This window comes from Brevundimonas sp. LM2, from assembly GCF_002002865.1.
In the GTDB taxonomy this organism is placed as follows: domain Bacteria; phylum Pseudomonadota; class Alphaproteobacteria; order Caulobacterales; family Caulobacteraceae; genus Brevundimonas.
Genome location: NZ_CP019508.1, coordinates 1,579,630 through 1,596,180 on the forward strand (window position 1 = coordinate 1,579,630; position 16,551 = coordinate 1,596,180).

The following is a 16,551-nucleotide window of genomic DNA, read 5'->3' on the forward strand; positions in this document are numbered from 1 at the left end:
TCAGACGCCGTACCGGGCCAGGAAGGTCTCGACCGCGTCGGCCGCGATCTGCTCCGGGCTTCGGGCGGCCTGGACCTCGTCGCCGGTGACCAGCGGCATGAAGAAGACCGGATGTTCGATCATGCCCATCAGCTGTCCGGCGGCCCAGGACGGCTTTTCGATCTTCAGTTCGCCGCGGTCGGTCAAGGTCTGGAGCGCCGCCATCAGGGGGCGGCCGAAGTCGCTGCGGCCCTTGTCGAAGAACTGTTGGGCCACATCGCGAAAGCGCGGCCGCTCGGCCATGACCAGACGAAAGACCGAGCGGACGAAGGGGTCGCCCATGAAGCCGGCATAGGCGGTGGCGAACCGCGTCAGCTGCTCGCGCGCCCCGCCGTTGGCGACCCTGACATGCTCCATCTGGGCCGAGAAGTCGCCGGAGGCATCCGCGATCACCGCGCTGAACAGATGCTGTTTCGACGGAAAGAAGCCGTACAGGGTGGCGGTGGAGACGGCGGCGCCGCGTGAGATGGGCTCCATACGGGTCGCGGCATAGCCCTCGGCCATGAAGTGCCGACGCGCTTCGCGCACGATGGTCAGGACGCGCGGATCGTCCAGGCCGAAAGCCGGTGTTTCTGGGGTAGTCTTGTCGCTCATCGACGTCTTTGTAGCGCGAAAGGCTGTCTCGCGAAAACCGCATAGACCCCTGTTAGAATTGCTTAGTGGCGAGGCCCGCCAGCAGGGGGTGGGCCAGCAGGGGGGCGGCCAGGCGCACGATGGCCTGGGGATCCTCCAGCCGAACGGCGGCCGTCGCGTCCGCGATGACGAAGTCGGCCCGGGTCCGTGAAGGCTCGGTCAGACGCTCATGGCCGGGGCGTACGGTGGTCAGATACTGGTCGATGACCGAGGCCGGGGTGCGGCCGCGCTCCGTCTGATCGCGCAGCAGGCGGCGGATGAAGCGGATGTCGGCGGGGGTGTCGACGAAGACCCGGATGTCGAACAGGGCGGCCACGTCCGGGGTGCACAGGACATGGGTGCCTTCCACGATCACCACCGGTGCCGCGGGGATCGGCTCGCCCTCGGGCTCGCGGCCGTGGTGGAGGAAGGAATAGACCGGGGCGGTCACCGGCTTGCCCGCCTTCAGCCGGAGCAGGTCGTCGCGCAGCAGGTCGTGGTCGCGGGCGGCGACGTCGTCGAAGTCGAAGGTCGCCGCGTCGAAGCCCGGCAGCGAGGCGGCGTCGCGATAGTAGGAGTCCTCGCGCATCAGCACGGCGGTGCCGGGGGGCAGGGCGGCGGCGACCGTCTCCGCCAGGGTCGACTTGCCCGAGCCGGAGCCGCCGGTGATCGCAATCAGAATCGTCATTGCCGGCCCATAGCGGCCGTCCCGGCCTAGCGGAAGAAGCAGGTTAGGCCGGCGTAGAGACTTTCGACCGTGCCGTCGGCCCCGGCGGCCGTCAGGAAGCCGCCGAGGTCGCCGGACCGAAACTCCACGCCCAGGGTCGAGTCCGGGACGATTTCTATCGTGCGGGCGTCGTCCAGAGCGGCGCGCGGGGTGCCGACACCGACGCCGTCGACCGTGGTCGGGCCCGGCTTGTCGAGGAACCAGCCGGCGAACCGGCCGTCCTGGAAGGCCAAATTCAGGCCGTTGGCGAAGGGGGCGAACTGGACCGGCCCGGCGCCGCATTCTCCATTGGTGGTGACGGCGGGCGCCGCGCCGCCGACGGCGCGGGTGACCGCGGCCAGCACGTCGGCCTGGGGCGCACCGAACGGGATCGGCCGGGCGCTGCCGGAGGCGGTGAACAGGCGCAGGCCCTCGCCCTCGATCGCCAGCCCGCCCTCGGCCGAGGCCGGAGCCGGGACAGCCGCATCGACGGGCGGCGTCGCCGGCGCGGCGGCGGAGGCGGGAGCCGGGGCGGGCGCGGGGGCCACGGCTTCGCCGCAGGCGCTCAGGGCAAAAGCGGCGGCCATCGCCAGTGCGGCATGAGACGTCAGGGTCATGGGGTCGGATCCGGTTTCAGTCGATGGACGGCAGACCACGATGGGCCGCCGGGCTCAAGTCCTCCGATCCGCGCTTCCCTTGCGTCACGTTGATTCAGGTCGATGACCTCGGGTAGCGTGGCCGGAAGCCTCGCAGGCAGCCGGGGCAATGAGGAAATGCGATGCTGGGATTGATGCAGGACTGGCCGTTGACGGTCGACCGGATCCTCGACCACTCGAAGAACTGGCACGCGCACCGCGAGGTGGTGACCCGTTCGGTCGAGGGGCCGATCGTGCGCAGCAGCTATGGCGAGATCCACGGCCGGGCCAAGCGCGTGTCCAATGTGCTGAAGGACTGGGGCGTACAGGTCGGCGATCGCGTCGCCACCCTGGCCTGGAACACCGGCCGCCATATCGAGGCTTGGTACGGGATCATGGGCATGGGGGCCGTGTGCCACACCCTGAACCCCCGTCTGTTCCCCGAACAGTTGGTCTACATCATCAACCACGCCGAAGACCGGATCATCTTTGTCGACCTGACCTTCGTGCCGCTGCTGGAAGCAATTCTGCCCCACTGCCCGAAGGTCGAGCGGGTGGTGGTGATGACCGACGCCCTGCACATGCCGGACACCAAACTGCCGAAGGCGGACTGCTACGAGGCCTTGCTGGACGGCGTGTCCGACGACTGCGTCTGGGGCAATTTCGACGAGCAGACGGCGTGCGGGCTCTGCTATACGTCGGGCACGACCGGCAACCCCAAGGGCGTCCTGTATTCGCACCGGTCGAACTTCATCCACACGCTGCTGGGCATGCAGTCCACGGTGCTGGGGCCGTCGCCGAAGGAGGTCATCCTGCCGGTGGTGCCGATGTTCCACGCCAATGCCTGGGGCATCGCCTTCGCCGGGCCGGCGTCGGGCGCCACCCTGGTGATGCCGGGCGCGCGCATGGACGGGGCGTCCATCTACGAGCTCATCGTGTCGGAAGGCGTGACCTTTTCCGCCGCCGTGCCCACGGTCTGGCAAGGGCTGCTGGCCCACCTGCGCGAGCACAAACTGACCATCCCGACGGTCAAGCGCGTGCTGATCGGGGGTTCGGCCGTGCCGGAGAGCCTGATCCGCGCCTTCCACGACGAGTTCGGCATCGAGGTGCTTCAGGGCTGGGGTATGACCGAGACCTCGCCGATCGGGACGCTGAGCAACCTGACCCCGGAGCTGGAGGCCCTGCCCTATGACGAGGGCATGAAGTGGCGGGTCAAACAGGGCACGCCGCCCCTGGGCGTCGAGCTGAAGCTGAAGAACTACGCCGGGCAGGAGATGCCGCACGACGGCACGACCTATGGCCGACTGATGGTCCGCGGCCCGACCGTGTCGAAGGCCTATTTCAAGGACGAGGGCGGCGACATCCTGGACCACGAGGGCTTCTTCGACACCGGTGACGTCTCGACCGTCGACGAACAGGGGTTCATGCAGATCACCGACCGGGCCAAGGACGTGATCAAGTCCGGCGGCGAGTGGATCAGCTCGATCGAGATCGAGAACATCGCCGTCGGCCACCCGAAGGTCGAACTGGCCGCCGTCATCGGGGCGGCGCACCCGAAATGGGACGAGCGGCCGGTGCTGGTGATCAAGCTGAAGCCCGGCGAGTCCGAGGACAGGCAGGAGCACCTGGACTTCCTGGTCGGCCGGATCGCCAAATGGTGGATGCCGGATGACGTGGTCTTCGTCGACGACATCCCGCTGGGGGCCACGGGCAAGATCGACAAGAAGACCCTGCGCGAGCGGCTGAAGGACTATCGCCTGCCGTCCACCGTCGCCCCCGAGCGGGTCTGAGCGTGGCTCGCGGCGCACGCTCCCGCGTCACTGTCGGGCGGTCCAGGGTGTGGGTGTCCGTCGCCCTCGCGGTTCTGGCCCCCCTGATGGTCTTGGCGGCGGTGCTGCTGGTGGGGAACGGGTTGGTGTCGCTGGACTTCGGTCTGGACGTTCTGACATTGAAGATCGCCTTGTGGACGTCGTTCGTGGCCCTGGCGTTCGCCCTGGGGTCGTTCGTGCTGTCGCTGGGCCAGTTCCAGCGGCTGGGCGCGGCGAGCCTGGCGGTTCTGGTGGTCTGCGCCGCGATCTCGGGCCTGTTCGTCTGGCAGGCGCGGGCCCTGGCCGTGGCGGGTCCCTCGGACGTCTCGACCAACCTGACCGATCCGCCCGCCCTTCCAGGCAAGGCTGGCCCACCGGTCCCGTGCGCGGGTGTGGTCGCCATTCCGCGGCAGGTCGCGCTGGAAGCGGCCTCCTATGTTCTGGTCGAGACGGGGTTCGCGATCGAGGACGTGCAGCGGTTTTCCGTGCGGGGCGTCAAACCGGGGTTCTGGTTCGGCCTGGACCAGGAAGCGGTGATCCGCATCCGACCCGGCGCGACCGATGTCCGGGTCGCGGCGCGTCATGACCGTCCCGACGGCGGGGCGACCTGCGAACTGGCCAGAGCGTTGATCGCCGGGCTTCAGACCGAGCGGTAGGTGGCGGCCAGGGTCGGCGCGCCGTCGGATCGCGCCCGGCCCTCCTTCACCAGCTTGATCAGGTGCGCCCAGACCGACAGGCTTGCGGCGGGCCACAAGCGCGGGTCCACGGCCGCGTAGAGGACCGGCACCATCTCCGCGATCGTGCCGCCGCCCGCCGCGAGCCGCGCGTGAATCTGTGCCTCGCGGTCCAGGCGGTGCTGGCGATAGGCGGCGAGGAAGGGGGCTGGATCCGTCACCGGAGCCCCGTGAGTCGGCCACAGGGTGGAGAAGCCCGCGGCGATCACCGCGTCCAGACTGCGCAGATAGTCGGCCATGTCGCCGTCGGGCGGGGCGACGACGGTGGTGGACCAGCCCATCACGTGATCCCCGCAAAACAGGGCGTTCTCCTCCGCCAGGGCGAAAGCCATGTGATTCGAGGCGTGGCCGGGGGTGAACAAAGCCCCGAGCGTCCAGCCGTCGCCGACGATCGCCTCGCCTCCCGCGAGCACGGTATCCGGCGCGAAGACGGCGTCCTCCTCCTCGTCCAGCGGGCCCGAGGCGTGTGTGATCTGCGCCGGGGGGCGGGCGGCCAGGACGGGCGCTCCCACGCGGGTGGCGAAGGGGCGGGCGAGGGGGGAATGGTCGCGGTGGGTGTGGGTCACCAGGACGTGGGTGACCCGGCGCCCCTCGACGGCGTTCAGCAGAGCCTGGAAATGGGCGTCATCCAGCGGGCCGGGGTCGATCACGGCCACGCCGGCGCCCGCCGTCGGATGGCCGACGATGTAGGTGCCCGTGCCGGTGAAGGTGAAGGGGCCCGGATTGTCGCAGATCAGCCGCTGGATCAGCGGCGAGACGCGGTCCACGCGGCCAGGCCGAAAATCGAAGGCGCGGACGAAGGGGATCGATTGAACAGCGGACATGCGGCGGTCTCGGAGCGGGTCGGACGGCAGCGGTCCAACCCTTGCCTTAACAGACCGTAAATCTGTTCTGGAGCGCCTGTCATGGCCCGTTCGATCGCACTGACTGTCTCAAATCGGCTTCAGCCCGTGGCCGCCGCGCTGCTGTGTCTCATGGCGGCGCAGTTGGTCCTCGCCTCGTGCGGCGATCCCGAGCCCATCCCCTATGCCGCCCAGGTCGCCATCCGGCGCTAAAGCGGCAGCCGGCTGAGATCGTAGCCGACGGCGGCGGCGGCGGCGCGCAGGGTCTGCGCATCGGCCCGATCCAGCGACCGCATGGCCAGGGCCCAGGCGAAGACCGATCGCGTGCCCGAACGGCAGAACATCAGGGTGGGGGCCCCGTCTTCCAGAGCCCGGGCGGTGGCCGCGATGGCGTCGGGGCCCGGCATCCCGGCCACGGGAACGTGCACGAATTCCAGCCCTGCGGCCTGCGCCGCGGCCGCCACGACCGCGGCGTTCGGCTGGCCCGCATCTTCGCCGTCGGGTCGATGGCTGACGATCCGTCTCACGCCCTGCGCGGCCAGATCGGGCAGATCGTCCAGCGCGATCTGCGGCGCGATCCAGAGCCCGGGCGCCAAAGGGCGGGACGTGACGGTCATATGAAGTCCTTCGGAACGATACGGTACGGCTACGCTATAGAAACGTGACTTGAATGCGACACTCATGAGGCGAGCGCATTACGGCCGCGTAATTGGTGTGGCCAGAGTGAGGTTAACCCGCCTATCACTAGGGCAATCTGTGGCGGGATTGCGTCGCATGATGACAACTCGATGGCGTGGCGGAGGGCCTCGTCGTCATTTCAGGAGAACGATCTTGAGAATGAACACCATTCGCCAACGCATGCTTGCGACCACGATGATGGGCGGCGCGGCGATTGTCGCTCTTGCAGCCCTGCCCGTCGTCGCCGTCGTCGCGACGCCGACCGCCGCCGTCGCCCAGGACTACACCAACGGAACCCTGACCGGTTCGGTCACCGGCACCAACGGCGAACCCGTCGTCGGCGCTGAAGTCGTGATCGTCTCGAACGCCCAGGGCATTTCGCGTACGGCAACCACCAATGCGAACGGTGATTTCCGCGTCGCCCTGATCCCGACCGGATCCTATCAGGTGACCGTGAACGCGCCGGGCTTCGAATCCGTGGTCGACGACGTCAGCGTCAGCCTGGGCGGTTCGTCCGGCTATGACTTCGTCCTCGGCGCCGCCGGCGGTACGAGCGGCAGCAGCGTGGACGACATCGTCGTCACCGGCGTGCGCCGCCAGCTTGACTTCGCCGCCACCACGACCGGCCTGACGGTCGATCTGGAAGAACTGACCAGCCAACTGCCCATCGGCCGCAGCCTGACGGCCGTGACGCTGCTGGCCCCGAGCGTGGTCTCCGGTGGATCCTCGGGCAACGCCGCGTTCGCCAACCAGCCCTCGGTCGGCGGCAGCTCGGTCGGTGAGAACGCCTTCTACGTGAACGGCCTGAACACCACCAACTTCGACACCTACATCGGTGCCGTCACCGTGCCGTTCGACTTCTACAAGACGGTCGAGGTCAAGACCGGCGGCTATCCCGCCGAGTTCGGTCGCGCCACGGGCGGCGTGATCAACGCCGTGACCAAGTCGGGCTCAAACGACTTCACCTTCGGCCTGCACGGCAACTACACGGGTGCGGAACTCGAAGAGACGGCGAACGACACCTACCAGGACGCCAACCGTCTGGACGAGAACCAAACCGCCGACATCACCGTCGAGCTGGGCGGTCCGATCATCCGTGATCGCCTGTTCTTCTACGGCCTGGCCCAGTTCCGCGACAACGAGAGCACCTTCGCCTCCAAGACGGGCGCGAGCTACAACGTCGAAACCTCGGACGATCCCTTCTACGGCGTCAAGCTCGACGGCTACATCACCGACGATCACCGTCTCGAGTTCACCTATTTCGACACGACCCGCGAGACGACCCGCGAGACCAATCCCTTCAACAACGTCACGGGCGCGAACCTTTCCGTCGCCCCGAACCTGACGACCTTCCAGCAGGGCGGCGAGAACTTCGTCGCGCGCTACACCGGCACCTTCACCGACTGGCTGACGGTTTCGGCGGCCTATGGTGTCAACGAAGACGTCAACAACACCCTGCCGGGCGATCCCTCGCTCAGCTTCGTCCAGGACGCCCGCGTCCCGCCGACCCGCCGCCTCAGCCTGACCCAGCCGTCGGCGTCGAACAGCATCATCGATCAACGCCGCGAGTTCTATCGCGCCGATGCCGATCTGTATTTCGACCTGTTCGGTCAGCACCACGTGCGCGCCGGCTTCGACATCGAGCAGCTTGAGCAAAGCAAGCTGACCCGTCGTAACGGTGGCTTCAACTACACCTACCGCCGCGCCGCCGCGAACAACGCCCAAGGTCAAGCCGTCGGCACCGACTACGTGCAAGTGGCTGTCGTGACCCTGGGGGGTCAGATCGATGGTGAAAACCAGGCGATCTACATCCAGGACTCGTGGGACATCAACGACGACCTGACGCTGCAGTTCGGCGTCCGCAGCGACTCGTTCCAGGCCAACAACCTGGCCGGCGAGCCCATCGTCGATCTGGAAAATGAAGTCGCGCTTCGCGCCGGCTTCACCTGGGATCCGACCGGTGAGAACCGCGACAAGGTCTACGGCTCCTATGGCCGTTACTTCATCCCGCCGGCGCTGAACCTCGGCTTCCGTTCGGGCGACCTGTTCTTCAACGAGTACTTCCAGGCGCCCGCCGGTGGTTTCGTGATCGATCCCACGACCGGCCTGCCGGCCGCCCTGGGGCCGCAGATCACCCTGGCCAACAGCCCGAACTACAGCACCGGTCCTTCGGCCTGCCCGGCCGGCGGTCGTGGCACGGTCGGCGTCGTCGGCTGCGAAGTCTTCGGCAACGGCACGGTCGAGCCTTCGCGTTCGAAGTCCGATCTGAACCTGCGTCCGACCAGCGAAGACGAGTACATCCTGGGTTACCAGCGTCAGTTCAACGACGAATGGAGCGCTGGTCTGTCGCTGACCTACCGTCGCCTCAACGACACGTCGGAAGACATCGCCGTCGACTCCTACATCAACGCGCTCTGCGCGCGTGAAGGTCGCGTCGGCTGCTCCGACATCTACTTCGGCGACTACCAGTACATCATCGCCAACCCCGGTCGCGACCTGACCTTCTTCCTGCGCGATCCGCTCCCGGGCGGCCCTGGCGTTGCGCCTTCGCCGAACACGCGGGTCATCACGGTGACCGCCGCCGAAAGCGGCTATTCGGAAGTGAAGCGCGAGTACACCGCTCTGACCGCGCAGTTCGAGCGGGCCTTCGACGGCGTCTGGGGCCTTCAGGGGTCCTATACGGTCTCGAAGTCCGAAGGGAACTACGAGGGCACCGTTCTGTCCGACATCGGTCAGGCCGACGCCGGTTCGACGATCCTGTTCGATCACATCGGTCTCGCGGACAACCAAACCGGTCTGCTGCCGAACCACCGTGCGCACCAGATCAAGGTGTTCGGCTCGTACCAGCTGTTCGATGGCTTCCTCGTGGGCGCCAACGTGCGCGTCCAATCGGGCAAGCCCTACGGCTGCCTGGGCGTTCACCCGACCGATCCGGACGCGGCCGCCTATGGCGCTGACTCTCGCTTCTGCAAGACGTTCAGCGCGGACGGCACCGTGATCGGCGGTTCCGTGGGCGTGCCCCGTGGCTCGCGCTTCGGTTCCGACTGGAGCGGACAAATCGACCTGTCCGCCCGTTACACCGTGCCGGTCTCCATCCCGGGCGAGCTGATCCTGCGCGCGGACGTGTTCAACGTCACGAACGAGAGCACGGCCACGGAGTTCAACGAAGCCGGCGAACTGGCCAACGGCTCGCGGGACCCGAACTACCTGCAGCCGACCGCCTTCCAACAGCCGCGCTTCATCCGCGTCGGTTTCGACTACCAGTTCTAGGACCCGCAAAGGTCTCAGGAACAAGGGGCGGCGGACCTTCGGGTCCGCCGCCTTTTTCTTGTGCGGCGCGCCGCAGAAAAACCGTGGCGACGCATCACGAGTGGGGCCTTACGGCTCTCACCCCGGTACTGGACTCTTCATGCTCCTTCGTTCTGCCCCCTCGCTGCTCGCCCTTGTCCTCGCCGTCGCGCTTCAGTCGCCAGCCCTGGCACAGGACGCGACCGGCCCCATCGCCACGGCCCGCGATGCCGGCGAGAGCGTCGACGCCCGCAATGCGCGCGAGGCCATCGCCTATGAGACGCCGCTGCCGCGGGGCGCACCGGAGCAGGACTATCCGCTCGTGGCTTGGTGCGCCGCGCTCGTGGAGGGGCATATCGCCCTGGGTCGGACCCTGACCGAGGCGGATGATCTGGATCGCGACATCATTCGTCTGGGCGGGCTGGAAGCGGCCGATTTCCGCGACGCCCTGGCGGCGGGCCGGGGGCGGCAGACGCCCGCGACCCTGGCCGCGGCCGAGGCGGCGGCGGCCGAGGCATCGGCCAAATGGACGCCGCTGATGGCGCAGACGGACGAGGCGGCCCGCAGCGAGGCCTTCGGCCTGTTCTTCGGCCTGCCCGGCCGGTGCGAGCATGCGGCGCGCCGCGTGCGCGGCAACATCACGACCCCGCCGGTGACGCTGGATGCGGCGGGCCTGGACGAGGTCGGTACGCCGAAGGAGTAAAACCTCCCCCGTCGGGGGAGGGGGACCGCGAAGCGGTGGAGGGGGCTCACGGCGAACGCCCTGTCTGGGTCGGGCCCCCTCCGTCACGACGCGAAGCCGCGCCGTGACACCTCCCCCGATGGGGGAGGATTAAGCCGCCACGCCCCTCGCGGTCTCGCCCGGCTCGTAGTTGAGGATCGGGGCCAGCCAGCGTTCGGCGGTCTCGACGTCCCAGCCCTTGCGCGCCGCATAGTCCTCGATCTGGTCGCGATCGATCTTGCCGACGCCGAAATAGTGGCTGCCCGGGTGGCCGAAATACAGGCCTGAGACGCTGGCCGGCGGGGTCATGGCATAGCTCTCGGTCAGGGCCATGCCCGCATTGGCCTCGGCATTCAGTATACGGAACAACGTCGCCTTTTCGGTGTGATCCGGCTGGGCCGGATAGCCGGGGGCGGGGCGAATGCCCTGATATTGCTCGGCGATCAGCTCGTCGATGCCGGTCGCCTCATCCGCCGCATAGCCCCACAGCTGGGTCCGGACTTCCTTGTGCAGCCGCTCGGCGAAGGCTTCGGCCAGGCGGTCGGCCAGGGCGGCGGCCATGATGGCGGAATAGTCGTCGCCGGCGTCCTTGAAGCGCTTCGAGGCCTCCAGTTCGCCGTGCCCGGTCGTGACGGCGAAGGCCCCGATGTAGTCCTGGCCGGCCTCGGCGACAAAGTCGCTGAGCGCCAGGTTGGGCTTGCCGTTCGCCTTCTTGATCTGCTGGCGCAGGGTGTGGAAGCGCGCGATTTCCTCGGTGCGGCTCTCGTCGGCATAGACGGCGACGTCGTCGCCCACCGCATTGGCGGGCCAGAAGCCGACCACGCCTTTCGCGGTGAACCATTTCTCGTCGACGATCTGTTTCAGCATCACCTTGGCGTCGGCGAACAGGTCCTGGGCCGCCTGGCCCACGATCTCGTCCTCGAGGATGTGCGGATAGCGGCCGATCAGCTCCCAGCTGGCGAAGAAGGGCGTCCAGTCGATGTGGTCGGCCAGGTCCTGCAGGTCCCAGGCGTCGAAGGCCTTGACGCCGATGAACGACGGCGCGCCCGGCATGCGGTTCGTGGGATCGGGCTTGAACCGGTTCTCGCGCGCCTGGGGCAGGGTGGCGCGCGCCTTGACCTCCTGGCCGCGGGCGTACTGTTCGCGGATGCGGATGTATTCGTCGCGGGTCAGGGCCTCGTTCTTCGACCGCTCGGTCTTGGACAGCAGGCCCGAGACCACGCCCACGGCGCGGCTGGCGTCGACGACATAGGTGGTCGAGCCCTTGCGGTAGCCCGGCTCGATCTTGACCGCCGTATGGGTCCGGCTGGTCGTCGCCCCGCCGATCAGCAGGGGAATGTCGAAGCCGCGCCGCTCCATCTCGCGCGCCACGAAGACCATCTCGTCCAGGCTCGGCGTGATCAGGCCGGACAGGCCGATGATGTCGACCTTGTGCTCGACGGCGGCGTCCAGGATCCGGTCGGCCGGGACCATGACGCCCAGGTCGATGACCTCGTAGTTGTTACATTGCAGCACGACGCCGACGATGTTCTTGCCGATGTCGTGGACGTCGCCCTTGACCGTCGCCATCAGGATGCGGCCAGCCTGTTCCCTCGGCTTGCCGGCCTTTTCGGCCTCCATGAAGGGCTCCAGCCAGGCCACGGCCTGTTTCATCACCCGGGCCGACTTGACCACCTGCGGCAGGAACATCTTGCCCGAGCCGAACAAGTCGCCGACCACGTTCATGCCGTCCATCAAGGGACCCTCGATGACGTGCAGGGGCCGCTCGACCGACAGGCGGGCTTCTTCCGTGTCGGCGTCGATGTATTCGGTGATGCCGTTGACAAGGGCGTGTTCGATCCGCTTGCCGACGGGCTGGTCGCGCCATTTCAGATCGACGACCCGGGCCACCCCCTTGTCGCCCTTGTAGTTGGGGGCGATGTCGACCAGGCGTTCGGTGTTGGAGACATTGGTCCGCTGCGGCCGGTTGAGGATCACGTCCTCGACGGCCTCGCGCAGGGTCGGCTCGATGTCGGTATAGACCGGCAGGTCGCCGGCGTTGACGATGCCCATGTCCATGCCGGCGGCGATGGCGTGGTACAGGAAGACGCTGTGAATGGCCCGGCGCACCGGCTCGTTGCCGCGGAAGCTGAACGAGACGTTCGACACCCCGCCCGAGATCCGGGCGTAGGGCAGGGTGGCCTTGATGACCTTGACCGCCTCGATGAAATCGACGGCGTAGTTGTCGTGCTCCTCGATCCCCGTCGCCACGGCGAAGATGTTGGGGTCGAAGATGATATCCTCGGGCGGAAAGCCGACCTCGTCCACCAGGATGCGGTAGGCGCGGGTGCAGATCTCGATCTTGCGGGCTGCGGTGTCGGCCTGGCCCACCTCGTCGAAGGCCATGACGACGACGGCGGCCCCGTAGCGCAGGCATTTGACCGCCTGGGCGCGGAAGGCGTCCTCGCCCTCCTTCATCGAGATGGAGTTGACGATCGGCTTGCCCTGGACGCATTTCAGGCCCGCCTCGATGACTTCCCATTTGGAACTGTCGATCATCACCGGGACGCGGGCGATGTCGGGCTCGGCCGCGATCAGGTTGAGGAAGGTGATCATGGCCTGCTTCGAATCCAGCAGGCCTTCGTCCATGTTGATGTCGATGATCTGGGCCCCGGCCTCGACCTGCTGGCGCGCGACGGTCAGGGCGGCGGGGTAGTCGCCCTCGATCACCAGCTTCTTGAATTTGGCCGAGCCGGTGACGTTGGTCCGTTCGCCGACGTTGATGAAGGTGGGGCGCATCAGGCGTATCCAATCCATCCGCACCAGGAGAGGCCCCGGAACACGGGTTCGACCTCGCGGAAGCCGGCTTCGTAGAGGAGTTCTTCGTCGCGCACGGGGCCGACGCAGTTGAGATGGGTGCGGACGCGCGCATGCGCCTCCTGCAACACCTTTGGGTCCATGTCGCTGTCGCTGCCGAACTTCAGATAGCGGTCGAACCGCCGTTCCGACGCGGGGTCGGTCTTGTCGACGCTCAGATGGGCGATGACTAAGGGCGCACCGGGTTTGAGGCGGCTGCGGATGGCCTCCAGGGTCTCCAGCTTGGCACCGTCATCAGGCACGAAATGCAAGGTCAGCAGGCAGGTCGCGGCGTCGAAGGGGCCCTCGGGCGCGTCGAAGACATAGCCTTCGACCCAGTCCACGCACTCGGGGTCACCGAGGTAGGCCTTGCCCTGGCCGATCATCTCGGCGGACGGATCGACGGCACAGAAGCGGGCGTCGGGGAACGCCCCGATCAGGGTCTTGAGCTCCAGCCCACCGCCGCCGCCGACCACGAGGATCCGCCCGGGAGACGTCTCGGCCAGCAGCTGGGCCGTGATGCGATGCAGACCGTCTAAGCCGGGAATGATCTTCCGCGGCCGGTCGGCATAGGTGCGGGCGTGCTCGGGGTCCTTGAACAGATCGGCGATCTTCTCGCTCATCACGCCACCAGCTCGAACGGCTCGAGCCCCGACAGCCGCATCGCCACTGGCCGCTCCGGGATCTCCCGCGTCGCCAGTTTCGACACGTTCTCGGCCACGTGTTTGATGTGGTCGGGCGTGGTGCCGCAGCAGCCGCCGACGATGTTGACCAGGCCGGACGCTGCCCATTCCTCGATGAAGTGGGCGGTCTGGTGCGGCTCCTCGTCGTACTGACCCATGGCGTTGGGCAGGCCGGCGTTCGGATAGGCGGCGACCAGGGTGTCGGCCACGCGGCTCAGTTCGGCGATGAAGGGCCGCATCAGGTCGGCGCCCAGGGCGCAGTTGAAGCCGACGGCGAAGGGCTTGGCGTGGCGCACGCTGTTCCAGAAGGCCTCGGCCGTCTGGCCCGACAGTGTCCGGCCCGAACGGTCGGTGATGGTGCCGCTGATCCAGATCGGCAGGGCGTCCATGCCCTCGTCCTCGAGGTCCTTGATGGCCTTGATACAGGCCTTGCAGTTCAGCGTGTCGGTGATGGTCTCGATCAGATACAGGTCGACGCCGCCCTCGTTCAGGGCGCGGATCTGGTGGCGATAGGCCTCATAGACCTGGTCGAAGGTGACCAGCCGCGCGCCGGGGTCGTTCACGTCCGACGACATCGACAGCATCTTGTTCAGCGGGCCGATCGAACCGGCGGCGAAGCGCGGCTTGTGCGGCTCCTTTTCCGTCCAGCGGTCGGCGGCGGCGCGGGCCAGTTTCGCCCCCTCCAGATTGATGTCCCAGACCGCCTGTTCGTCCAGCTTGTAGTCGTCCTGGGCGATGGTGGTGCCGGAGAAGGTGTTGGTCTCCGAGATGTCGGCCCCGGCGGCGAAATACTGGTCGTGCAGATCGCCGATGACGTCCGGGCGGGTGATGCACAGGATGTCGTTGTTGCCCTTCATCTGGTCTTTTTCGTTGTAGCCATTGGCTTCCACGAAGCGGTCGCCGCGGAAGTCGGCCTCATCGAGCTCGCGCCGCTGGATCATCACGCCCCACGATCCGTCGAGGACCAGGATGCGTTCCTTTGCGGCCTTGTGAAGTGCGGCGATGCGGTGGGGCCGGGTGAGGGGAGAGGTCATTACGCAACGGCCTTCTGTTCGCGCACGCCCAGGACGCGGCAGATCGCATAGACCAGGTCGGCGCGGTTCAGGGTGTAAAAGTGGAAGTCCTGGAACCCCTCTTCCTGCAGCCGGGCGCAGGTCTCGGCGGCGACCGAGGCGGCCAGCAGCTTGCGGGTCTCCGGGTCGTCGTCCAGTCCGTCGAAATGGGTGGCCAGCCAGGCCGGGACGCTGGCCCCGCACGAGGCGCTCATCCTCTGGGTGGCGGCGAAGTTGGACACCGGCATGATCCCGGGGATCAGGGGGATGGTGACGCCCGCCGCGCGGATGCGGTCTCGAAAGCGCAGGAAGGCGTCGATGTCGAAGAAGAACTGGCTGATCGCACGGGTCGCGCCGGCGTCGACCTTGGCCTTCAGCACGTCGATGTCGTGGTCGATCGAGGGGCTTTCCGGGTGCTTTTCTGGATAGGCCCCGACGGTGATGTCGAAGCCGCCGACCCGGCGGATGGCCTGGGACAGTTCGGTGGCGTTGGCGTAGCCGTCGGCACGCGGCTGATAGGCGCCGCCGATGCCGGCGGAGCCCGGCGGGTCGCCGCGCAGGGCGACGATGTGGTTCACGCCGATCGCCTTGTAGCTCTCGATCACCTCATCGACCTCGGCGCGGCTGGCCTCGACGCAGGTCAGGTGGGCGGCGGGCTTCAGCGTGGTCTCGGCCAGCATGCGCTGGACGGTGCGGTGGGTGCGTTCGCGGGTCGAGCCGCCGGCCCCGTAGGTGACCGAGACGAAGTCGGGATTCAGCGGCTCCAGACGGCGCACGGCCTCCCACAGGGTCTCCTCGGCCTTGTCGGTCTTGGGCGGGAAGAATTCGAACGAGACGCGGACGGCATCGGCATTGTCGCCGGCGCGGGCGACGGGCCCCAGCGGCGACAGCAGCAGGGCGCGGGCCTCGGCGAGGGAGGGGGCGGTGGCGGCCATCAGGCGACGCTCCTCTTGGCGACGGCGGCCGAAGCCGAGGGACGCGTCGCGGTCCAGATGGTGACGGTCAGGCCCGCCGTGTCGGGCGGCAGGGCGATGGAAGCCGAGGCCTCCAGGCCGGCGTCGGCCAGCCAGCGTCGGATCTCTTCGTCGGCGAAGCCGAGGCGGCGGTGCTGGTGTTCCTCGCGCAGCCTTTCGAGGTCATGCGGGGCGAAGTCGACGATCAGCAGCTTGCCCCCGGGCTCGACCAATCGGGCGGCCTCGACGACGGCGGCGGCCGGATCGGCCAGATAGTGAAGCACCTGATGCACAAGCACGAGGTCGGCCGACTGGGCCGGCAGGCGGGTGGCGAAGATGTCGCCGTGGCGCAGCTCGACCTTGTCCAGCCCCGCCTTCACGACATTGGCGCGGGCGATGTTGAGCATGTTCTGGGACAGGTCCAGACCGATCGACATCCGGGCCTTGGGGCCCAGCAGGGTCAGCATCCGCCCCGAGCCGGTGCCCAGATCGACGACCCGCTCGAACGGGCCGGGCCCGGCGGCGCGGGCGATGGCGCTCTCGACCGCCGATTCGGACACGTAGAGGGAGCGGATCCGGTCCCAGCGGGGGGCCACGGTCTCGAAATAGGCGGCGGCGGCGGCGGTCCGTTCCGCGCGCACGGCGTCCAGACGAATGTGGTCGGCCTCGCCCTCGGCATCGTCCAGCAGGTCCAGAACCGTGTCGGTCAGGCGGCGGACATGGAAGTCGTGGGAAATGCGATAGAAGACGCGCGCGCCGTCGGGAAAGCGTTCGATCAGGCCGGCGTCGGTCATAAGCTTCAGATGGCGGGAGACGCGCGGCTGGCTCTGGTCCAGGACCCGCGACAGCTCCATGACCGACAGTTCCTCGCCGGCCAGCAGGGACAGGATGCGCAGCCGGGTCGGCTCGCCGGCGGCGCGCAGGGCTTCGATCGTCTGGTCGGCGGTCAGGGACATGGCATAATC

15 protein-coding genes are annotated in these 16,551 nt (G+C 67.8%); 5 read left to right on the plus strand and 10 right to left on the minus strand.

Annotated features, from left to right (window positions below):
• Genes BZG35_RS07770 through BZG35_RS07780 form a run of 3 tightly spaced genes read right to left on the minus strand, consistent with a single transcriptional unit; the run spans position 1 to position 1,974 of the window.
• Positions 1 to 633 (minus strand): TetR/AcrR family transcriptional regulator, encoded by a 633-nt coding sequence (locus BZG35_RS07770; RefSeq protein WP_077355120.1) that lies wholly within the window; start codon positions 631 to 633, stop codon positions 1 to 3.
• 52 nt (positions 634 to 685) lie between these two features.
• Positions 686 to 1,339 (minus strand): uridine kinase, encoded by a 654-nt coding sequence (gene udk, locus BZG35_RS07775; protein WP_077355121.1) that lies wholly within the window; start codon positions 1,337 to 1,339, stop codon positions 686 to 688.
• Between the two features lie 26 nt (positions 1,340 to 1,365).
• Positions 1,366 to 1,974, minus strand: a complete 609-nt coding sequence (locus BZG35_RS07780; protein WP_077355122.1) for a hypothetical protein — start codon at positions 1,972 to 1,974, stop codon at positions 1,366 to 1,368.
• Between the two features lie 161 nt (positions 1,975 to 2,135).
• On the opposite strand from BZG35_RS07780, the gene BZG35_RS07785 reads away from it, so the two are divergent.
• Complete coding sequence (locus tag BZG35_RS07785) at positions 2,136 to 3,782, plus strand: long-chain-fatty-acid--CoA ligase (protein WP_077355123.1); 1,647 nt, start codon at positions 2,136 to 2,138, stop codon at positions 3,780 to 3,782.
• Between the two features lie 53 nt (positions 3,783 to 3,835).
• Positions 3,836 to 4,456 (plus strand): DUF1499 domain-containing protein, encoded by a 621-nt coding sequence (locus tag BZG35_RS07790; RefSeq protein ID WP_077355124.1) that lies wholly within the window; start codon positions 3,836 to 3,838, stop codon positions 4,454 to 4,456.
• On the opposite strand, the gene BZG35_RS07795 is transcribed toward BZG35_RS07790, so the two are convergent.
• On the minus strand, positions 4,441 to 5,358 hold the full coding sequence (locus tag BZG35_RS07795) for an MBL fold metallo-hydrolase (protein WP_077355125.1): 918 nt from the start codon (positions 5,356 to 5,358) through the stop codon (positions 4,441 to 4,443). The two genes, BZG35_RS07790 and BZG35_RS07795, sit on opposite strands and share 16 nt — an antisense overlap.
• 81 nt (positions 5,359 to 5,439) lie before the next feature.
• On the opposite strand from BZG35_RS07795, the gene BZG35_RS17900 reads away from it, so the two are divergent.
• A complete protein-coding gene (locus BZG35_RS17900; RefSeq protein ID WP_171981905.1) occupies positions 5,440 to 5,589 on the plus strand; it encodes a hypothetical protein in 150 nt (49 codons plus the stop codon).
• Here the strand turns inward: BZG35_RS17900 and BZG35_RS07800 are convergent.
• Positions 5,586 to 5,993: a TIGR01244 family sulfur transferase gene (locus BZG35_RS07800; RefSeq protein WP_077355126.1), complete on the minus strand. Its 408-nt coding sequence runs from the start codon at positions 5,991 to 5,993 to the stop codon at positions 5,586 to 5,588. The genes BZG35_RS17900 and BZG35_RS07800 overlap by 4 nt on opposite strands.
• 64 nt (positions 5,994 to 6,057) lie before the next feature.
• On the opposite strand from BZG35_RS07800, the gene BZG35_RS07805 reads away from it, so the two are divergent.
• Both BZG35_RS07805 and BZG35_RS07810 read left to right on the plus strand, forming a co-directional pair.
• Entirely contained in the window at positions 6,058 to 9,324 is a 3,267-nt protein-coding gene (locus tag BZG35_RS07805) for a TonB-dependent receptor (RefSeq protein WP_253189309.1), read from the plus strand.
• Positions 9,325 to 9,463: 139 nt separating this feature from the next.
• Positions 9,464 to 10,045 (plus strand): hypothetical protein, encoded by a 582-nt coding sequence (locus tag BZG35_RS07810; RefSeq protein WP_077355128.1) that lies wholly within the window; start codon positions 9,464 to 9,466, stop codon positions 10,043 to 10,045.
• 129 nt (positions 10,046 to 10,174) lie between these two features.
• Here BZG35_RS07810 and metH read toward each other — a convergent pair whose 3' ends face one another.
• From metH to BZG35_RS07835, 5 genes are read right to left on the minus strand one after another with little or no spacing between them, the layout of a single operon-like run.
• The gene (metH, locus tag BZG35_RS07815; RefSeq protein WP_077355129.1) at positions 10,175 to 12,841 is read right to left on the minus strand and encodes a methionine synthase; all 2,667 of its coding nucleotides are present in this window, start codon (positions 12,839 to 12,841) and stop codon (positions 10,175 to 10,177) included.
• Positions 12,841 to 13,521, minus strand: coding sequence for a trans-aconitate 2-methyltransferase (locus BZG35_RS07820; protein WP_077355130.1), 681 nt, complete (start codon positions 13,519 to 13,521; stop codon positions 12,841 to 12,843). Before BZG35_RS07820 ends, metH begins: the two co-directional genes overlap by 1 nt.
• Positions 13,521 to 14,615: a homocysteine S-methyltransferase family protein gene (locus BZG35_RS07825; protein WP_077355131.1), complete on the minus strand. Its 1,095-nt coding sequence runs from the start codon at positions 14,613 to 14,615 to the stop codon at positions 13,521 to 13,523. The genes BZG35_RS07820 and BZG35_RS07825 overlap by 1 nt, the downstream gene beginning before the upstream one ends.
• Positions 14,615 to 15,568, minus strand: coding sequence for a methylenetetrahydrofolate reductase [NAD(P)H] (gene metF, locus BZG35_RS07830; protein WP_077355132.1), 954 nt, complete (start codon positions 15,566 to 15,568; stop codon positions 14,615 to 14,617). Before metF ends, BZG35_RS07825 begins: the two co-directional genes overlap by 1 nt.
• A complete protein-coding gene (locus BZG35_RS07835; protein WP_077355133.1) occupies positions 15,568 to 16,542 on the minus strand; it encodes a metalloregulator ArsR/SmtB family transcription factor in 975 nt (324 codons plus the stop codon). The genes metF and BZG35_RS07835 overlap by 1 nt, the downstream gene beginning before the upstream one ends.
• Positions 16,543 to 16,551 lie beyond the last annotated feature (9 nt).

Bases quoted from the DNA above. Each gene is read 5' to 3' on its own strand.
- BZG35_RS07770 (WP_077355120.1), bottom strand. From the start codon at position 633: ATGAGCGACAAGACTACCCCAGAAACACCGGCTTTCGGCCTGGACGAT.
- udk (WP_077355121.1), bottom strand. From the start codon at position 1,339: ATGACGATTCTGATTGCGATCACCGGCGGCTCCGGCTCGGGCAAGTCG.
- BZG35_RS07780 (WP_077355122.1), bottom strand. From the start codon at position 1,974: ATGACCCTGACGTCTCATGCCGCACTGGCGATGGCCGCCGCTTTTGCC.
- BZG35_RS07785 (WP_077355123.1), top strand. From the start codon at position 2,136: ATGCTGGGATTGATGCAGGACTGGCCGTTGACGGTCGACCGGATCCTC.
- BZG35_RS07795 (WP_077355125.1), bottom strand. From the start codon at position 5,358: ATGTCCGCTGTTCAATCGATCCCCTTCGTCCGCGCCTTCGATTTTCGG.
- BZG35_RS17900 (WP_171981905.1), top strand. From the start codon at position 5,440: ATGGCCCGTTCGATCGCACTGACTGTCTCAAATCGGCTTCAGCCCGTG.
- BZG35_RS07800 (WP_077355126.1), bottom strand. From the start codon at position 5,993: ATGACCGTCACGTCCCGCCCTTTGGCGCCCGGGCTCTGGATCGCGCCG.
- BZG35_RS07805 (WP_253189309.1), top strand. From the start codon at position 6,058: ATGAGGCGAGCGCATTACGGCCGCGTAATTGGTGTGGCCAGAGTGAGG.
- BZG35_RS07810 (WP_077355128.1), top strand. From the start codon at position 9,464: ATGCTCCTTCGTTCTGCCCCCTCGCTGCTCGCCCTTGTCCTCGCCGTC.
- metH (WP_077355129.1), bottom strand. From the start codon at position 12,841: ATGCGCCCCACCTTCATCAACGTCGGCGAACGGACCAACGTCACCGGC.
- BZG35_RS07820 (WP_077355130.1), bottom strand. From the start codon at position 13,521: ATGAGCGAGAAGATCGCCGATCTGTTCAAGGACCCCGAGCACGCCCGC.
- BZG35_RS07825 (WP_077355131.1), bottom strand. From the start codon at position 14,615: ATGACCTCTCCCCTCACCCGGCCCCACCGCATCGCCGCACTTCACAAG.
- metF (WP_077355132.1), bottom strand. From the start codon at position 15,568: ATGGCCGCCACCGCCCCCTCCCTCGCCGAGGCCCGCGCCCTGCTGCTG.
- BZG35_RS07835 (WP_077355133.1), bottom strand. From the start codon at position 16,542: ATGTCCCTGACCGCCGACCAGACGATCGAAGCCCTGCGCGCCGCCGGC.